The organism is Nocardioides sp., assembly GCF_035697785.1.
Lineage (GTDB): Bacteria > Actinomycetota > Actinomycetes > Propionibacteriales > Nocardioidaceae > Nocardioides_B.
Genome location: NZ_DASSCL010000057.1, coordinates 1 through 5,717 on the forward strand (window position 1 = coordinate 1; position 5,717 = coordinate 5,717).

The following is a 5,717-nucleotide window of genomic DNA, read 5'->3' on the forward strand; positions in this document are numbered from 1 at the left end:
TCTCGTTGGCCTGCTTCAGCGACAGCGAGATCCGGCGACGCTCGAGGTCGATGTCGATGATCTTGACCATGACGTCGTCGTTGACCTGGACGACCTGCTCGGGGATCTCGACGTGACGCTCGGCGAGCTCGGAGATGTGCACCAGACCCTCGATGCCCTCCTCGACGCGGACGAACGAGCCGAAGGGCACCAGCTTGGTGACCTTGCCCGGGACGATCTGACCGATCTGGTGGGTGCGGGCGAAGTGCTGCCACGGGTCTTCCTGGGTCGCCTTCAGCGACAGGGAGACGCGCTCGCGGTCCATGTCCACGTCGAGGACCTCGACGGTGACCTCGTCGCCCACGGCGACGACCTCGGACGGGTGGTCGATGTGCTTCCACGACAGCTCGGAGACGTGGACGAGACCGTCGACGCCGCCGAGGTCCACGAACGCACCGAAGTTGACGATCGAGGAGACGACACCCTTGCGGATCTGACCCTTCTGGAGCTGGGTCAGGAAGCCCTGGCGGACCTCGCTCTGGGTCTGCTCGAGCCACGCACGGCGGGACAGGACCACGTTGTTGCGGTTCTTGTCGAGCTCGATGATCTTGGCCTCGAGCTCCTTGCCGACGTACGGCTGGAGGTCGCGGACACGGCGCATCTCGACGAGGGAGGCGGGCAGGAAGCCACGCAGGCCGATGTCCAGGATGAGACCACCCTTGACGACCTCGATGACGGTGCCGGTGACGACGCCGTCCTCTTCCTTGACCTGCTCGATGGTGCCCCAGGCGCGTTCGTACTGGGCGCGCTTCTTGGACAGGATCAGGCGGCCTTCCTTGTCCTCCTTCTGGAGGACGAGGGCCTCTACCTTGTCGCCGACCTCGACGACCTCGGAGGGGTCGACGTCGTGCTTGATGGAGAGCTCGCGCGAGGGGATGACGCCCTCGGTCTTGTAGCCGATGTCGAGCAGGACCTCGTCGCGGTCCACCTTCACGATGGTGCCTTCGACGATGGATCCGTCGTCGAAGTACTTGATGGTGGCGTCGATGGCGGCGAGGAAGTCCTCTTCGGACCCGATGTCGTTGACCGCGATCTGCGGCGCGTCCGAAAGAGCTGGGGTGATCGTCATAAGGGAATGAAGTCCTTGGGTGGATGTGGAGTTGTGCGGACGCGCGAGAAGTCCGGTTTCACTACCCTGGTTGTGGTCCCACCGTGCGGGTCCCGCGAGGGTCACCGTCGGGTGAGGAGATAGCGAGCGAGAGGCTGCTACGTCTGAGACTCCAGCAGACTCCTGCGCACCGTCCAGGATACGCGTGGTACGTCGCGGGCGTCCAACCGGGCCGTCGGTCGGCGGTCGGGCCCCCCGAGACCCGTCCACAGAATCTCGACGCGGCCGGATCCTGTCGGCGATCCGGAGTAGAATCGAACACATGTTCGACACCGCCTCTCCGGCCCTCACCTCGACCCAGGAGGTCGCGGCGGTGGTGGCTGCGCTGGGCCGACTCGACCGGATGGTGTCCGACCAGGAGCGGATCGAGCAGATCCGGGTGCTCGAGGAGCTGAAGGCCGCGGCTGCGGCAGCCCAGGCCCGGGCTGCGGCCGACCTGGACGCGTCGGTGCGACAGCAGCACGCCGACCTCGGGCTGCCGGCCCGGGAGCATGGCCGCGGGGTGGCTGCCCAGGTGGCGCTGGCCCGGCGGGAGTCCCCCGTCTCGGGCGGGCGGCACCTCGGCCTGGCCAAGGCGCTGGTGCACGAGATGCCCCACACCCACGCGGCGCTCACCACCGGCCGGCTCTCGGAGTGGCGTGCGACGCTGCTGGTCCGCGAGACCGCCTGCCTGTCGCGCGAGCACCGGGCCACCGTCGACGAGAGGCTGGCCGGCGACCCGGCTCGGCTCGAAGGGCTCGGCGACCGCGCCCTCGCGGCGGAGGCACGGAAGCTTGCCTACCGGCTCGACCCCAACGCCGCGCTCGCCAGGGCACGCAAGGCGGAGTCCGAGCGCGCCGTGACCGTCCGTCCGGCTCCCGACACGATGAGCTACCTCACCGGCCTGCTCCCGGTCGCGCAAGGGGTCGCCGCCTATGCGGCACTGGTCCGGGCCGCTGATGCGGCTCGTGCGGCCGGTGACCCGCGGAGCCGTGGCCAGGTCATGGCCGACACCCTGGTCGAGCGCGTCACGGGTCAGACCGCTGCGGCCGCCGTGCCGATCGAGGTCGAGGTCGTCATCACCGACCGCGCCCTCCTCGACCCGGGCGGTCCCGACGGCCAGGAGCCGGCGTGGCTGCCCGGCTACGGGCCGGTGCCCGGAGGCTGGGTCCGCGACGTCATCGGCTCCAGCGCCGCAGAGGACGCCCGCGTCTCCATGCGGCGGCTCTTCACTCATCCCCGGACCAACGAGCTGGTCGCGCTGGACGCGCGCTCACGCACCTTCCCCGAAGGCCTGCGCCGGTTCCTGCGGCTGCGCGACCGGTCCTGCCGCACGTCATGGTGCGACGCTCCCGTGCGGCACGCCGACCACGTCGTGCCGAGTGCGGCCGGAGGCGACACCAGCGCCGCCAACGGGCAGGGGCTCTGCGAGCAGTGCAACTACGCCAAGCAGGCGCCCGGTTGGCGCTCCGTGGTCGCCGCCGCTCGACCCCACGAAGTCGTCACGACGACACCGACCGGTCACGCCTACCGCTCGCGCGCACCGGGCCAGCCGGGCGCCCCACCCCCGCGCACCAGCCGGCTGGAGCTCTCGTTCCGGGACCTGGTGGTCGAGGCGGCCTGACCTAGAACGGCCAGGCGTGCAGGTCGCCGGTCGTCGCGATCGCGCGCAGAAGGGCGTCGGCCCGATCGGCCACCGGGTTCTCCCCACGCCGTCCGGCCAGGTCCACCAGGGCCAGGAGGTCCGCCGCGCGCGCCCGGTCGAGCAGGCGCTGCCGGCCGTCGGGTGCGTCGAGATCGTCGAGGTGGCCGGCCACGCGCAGGTAGCCGTCAACGACCGCCTCGGCGAACACCGGCTCGCGGTCGAACCGGAGCAGGTTGCCGAGGTCCGTGCCGGGCACGCCGGCGTGGGCGAACTCCCAGTCCAGCAGTCCCGTCACCTCGCCCGTCGCGCGGTCGACGAGGAGGTTCTTCGGGTTGACGTCGCTGTGCACGAGACACACGCGGTCCACCTCGTCGAGATGCGACTGGGCGCGCGCGGCGACCTCCTGGAGATCCTGGTACGCCGGCTCCGGCCACTCGGCGAGGGCGGTCGTGCCGCGCTGCTGCTCCACCCAGCCGGCCAGGTCCCCGAAGCCTGTCCACGGCTCGATCGAGAGGTCGCCGTCGACGACCATGCCGGCGCGCGGCAGAGGCATCTGCGCCATCCGCCCGAGCATCGCGCCGAGCTCGGCGCCGACCGTTCGGCGACGGTCGGCGTCCAGGTCGGGCAGCAGCAGGTCGAGGCGCTCGCCCGGCAGGAAGCTCGTAACCAGCAGTCCCGGCGTCCCGGACGTCTCGTCGGGACGGCGTACCTCGAGGACCTCGGGCACCGGGAGCAGCCCGCGAACCAGCCCGAGCAGTGCGGCGTCGATCTCCGGGGCGGCCGGTCCGCGACGGGCGCCGCGGTCGGCGTAGATCCGGACGACGGTCCGCTCCCCCGCGGCCTCGCCAACGAAGGTCTCGCCGCTGTACCCGCCCGCCAGAGGTCGGAGCCCGAAGTCGTCCATCGCGCCGATGCTCCCAGACCCCGGGCTCGCCCGGGCTCCGAAGGGGCGTTGCCATACGCTTCGGTCATGGCCCTGCTCGAGTCCGGTGGCTGAGTTGTCGAGCTTCGACCCAGCGGGCGTCCACCCCGTCCGGCGCACGCTCTCGGAGGCGGAGACTCGGCGCGCCAACCGCCGGGACTGGGACGACTACGCCGACGAGTACCAGTCCACCCACGGCGCCTTCCTGCGCGACATCGGGTTCGTCTGGGGGCCCGAGGGCGTCGACGAGGGTGACCTCGGCATCCTCGGTGACGTCAACGGACGCGACGTGCTCGAGATCGGCTGCGGCGCCGCTCAGTGCGCGCGCTGGCTCACCTCGCGCGGGGCGCGGGCGGTGGGGCTGGACCTGTCCGTCCGGCAGCTCCAGCACTCCCGGCGCATCGACGACGACCACGGCCTCCGCGTCCCGGTGCTGTGCGGTACGGCGACGCACCTGCCGTTCCGCGACGGGTCGTTCGACGTGGCGTTCTCCGCGTTCGGGGCCCTGCAGTTCGTCGAGGAGATCGGCCGAACTGTCGCCGAGGTCGCGCGCGTGCTGCGACCCGGCGGCAGGTTCGGGTTCTCGATCACGCACCCGATCCGGTGGGCCATGCCCGACGACCCGTCGCGCGAGGGTCTGGTGGTGACGTCGTCGTACTGGGACCGCACGCCGTACGTCGAGCAGGACGCCGACACCGGAGAGCCCCGGTACGTCGAGCACCACCGCACCCTCGGCGACTGGGTGTCCCTGCTCGCCGGCAAGGGGTTCAGGATCACCGACCTGGTTGAGCCGCAGTGGCCCGAGGGTCACGACCGGGTCTGGGGCGGCTGGGGTCCCGAGCGCGGGGCGCTGATCCCCGGCACCGCGATCTTCGCCGCCGACCTGGCATGACGAAGGGGCGCCGCCATCGGCGACGCCCCTTCGTTGTTCAGCTGCTTCAGACCAGACGACGGCGGAGCGCGAACGCACCCGCACCCGCGCCGAGCACCGCGAGGCCGGCGAGACCGCGAGCCATGTTGCGGCCGCTCTCACCGTTCTCGCCCTCGACCACGAAGCTGTAGGCCGTCAGACCCTCGGCACCCTCGGGGGCGCCGTAGGCCATGTTCTCGGTCTGCGCACGCTCGGAGCCGGCCTCCATGGTCGCGTACAGCTCACCGAAGTTCTGCGCGGTGTCCTCGCCGGCCTCGACCAGCTTGGACGTGCCCTCGTCGGACAGACGCTGCGCGCCGTCCACGAGCTTCGGCGCACCGTCGGCGGCCTGCTCGAGACCGTCGGTCAGACGACCGGAGCCGTTAGCCGCATCCTGCAGACCGTCGGCCAGCCGGCCGGCACCATCCGCGAGGCGACCAGAACCGTCGGACGCTTCATCCGTGCCGTCCGCGAGCTGTCCAGCACCATCGTTGAGCTGACCTGCACCATCGCGAAGCTTCCGGGCACCTGCGTCGAGCTCACCTGTGCCGTCCGCGAGCTGGAACGCACCACCGCTGATCCGGTTCAGGCCAACCGCGAGCTCGCCGAGCTTCTCGTGGATGAGAGCCCCACCTGCGTCGAGTTCGCCCGCGCCTGCGGCCAGCTTCTTCGTGCCGGCCTTGAGCTCACCGGTTCCATCCACGAGCTGACCGGCGCCGCAGAGCAGAGTCGGATTGGCCGGGTCGCAACCCGCGCCGGGCACCGAGATGCCCGCGATGAGCGTCTGCGAGATGTTCGCTGTCAACTGGTCGACCAGTTGGGGGACGCTCACCTTGAAGAACGCAACGGCCTGCTGAACGCCGCAGTCGTCCGCAGGACTGGAAGTCCCAGCACCAACCGCGCAGTTCGCGTTGGCACCTGGGTTGTTCAGACCACCCTTGATCCGGTCGATGCCCGGAAGGAACTGCGTGTTGATCGCGCCCTTGATCTGGTTGAGACCATCTTCGAGGTCGTTGAGATTCGTGACTCCATCAGTGAGACCGGACGCGATGGTGTCCAGCGCTCCCCGCTGAAGTTCCTGGACCTGCGGCACGGGATGGACCACGGCCGGTAG

At 70.6% G+C, this 5,717-nt stretch carries 4 protein-coding genes and 1 pseudogene; 2 read left to right on the forward strand and 3 right to left on the reverse strand.

The annotated features are described in order from the left end of the window. The coding region (rpsA, locus tag VFH10_RS05885; RefSeq protein ID WP_325126901.1) for a 30S ribosomal protein S1 at positions 1-1,108 on the reverse strand (1,108 nt) is incomplete at its 3' end. Positions 1,109-1,409: 301 nt separating this feature from the next. Between rpsA and VFH10_RS05890 the strand changes: the two genes are divergently transcribed. Beyond that, a complete protein-coding gene (locus tag VFH10_RS05890; RefSeq protein WP_325126903.1) occupies positions 1,410-2,750 on the forward strand; it encodes an HNH endonuclease in 1,341 nt (446 codons plus the stop codon). 1 nt (position 2,751) lies between these two features. Here the strand turns inward: VFH10_RS05890 and VFH10_RS05895 are convergent, their stop codons facing one another. Further along, positions 2,752-3,675, reverse strand: a complete 924-nt coding sequence (locus VFH10_RS05895; RefSeq protein WP_325126904.1) for a phosphotransferase family protein — start codon at positions 3,673-3,675, stop codon at positions 2,752-2,754. 85 nt (positions 3,676-3,760) lie between these two features. On the opposite strand from VFH10_RS05895, the gene VFH10_RS05900 reads away from it, so the two are divergent. Then, positions 3,761-4,585, forward strand: coding sequence for a class I SAM-dependent methyltransferase (locus VFH10_RS05900; RefSeq protein WP_325126907.1), 825 nt, complete (start codon positions 3,761-3,763; stop codon positions 4,583-4,585). Between the two features lie 46 nt (positions 4,586-4,631). Here the strand turns inward: VFH10_RS05900 and VFH10_RS05905 are convergent. Then, positions 4,632-5,717, reverse strand: a pseudogene (locus VFH10_RS05905) (hypothetical protein); the annotation flags it as partial.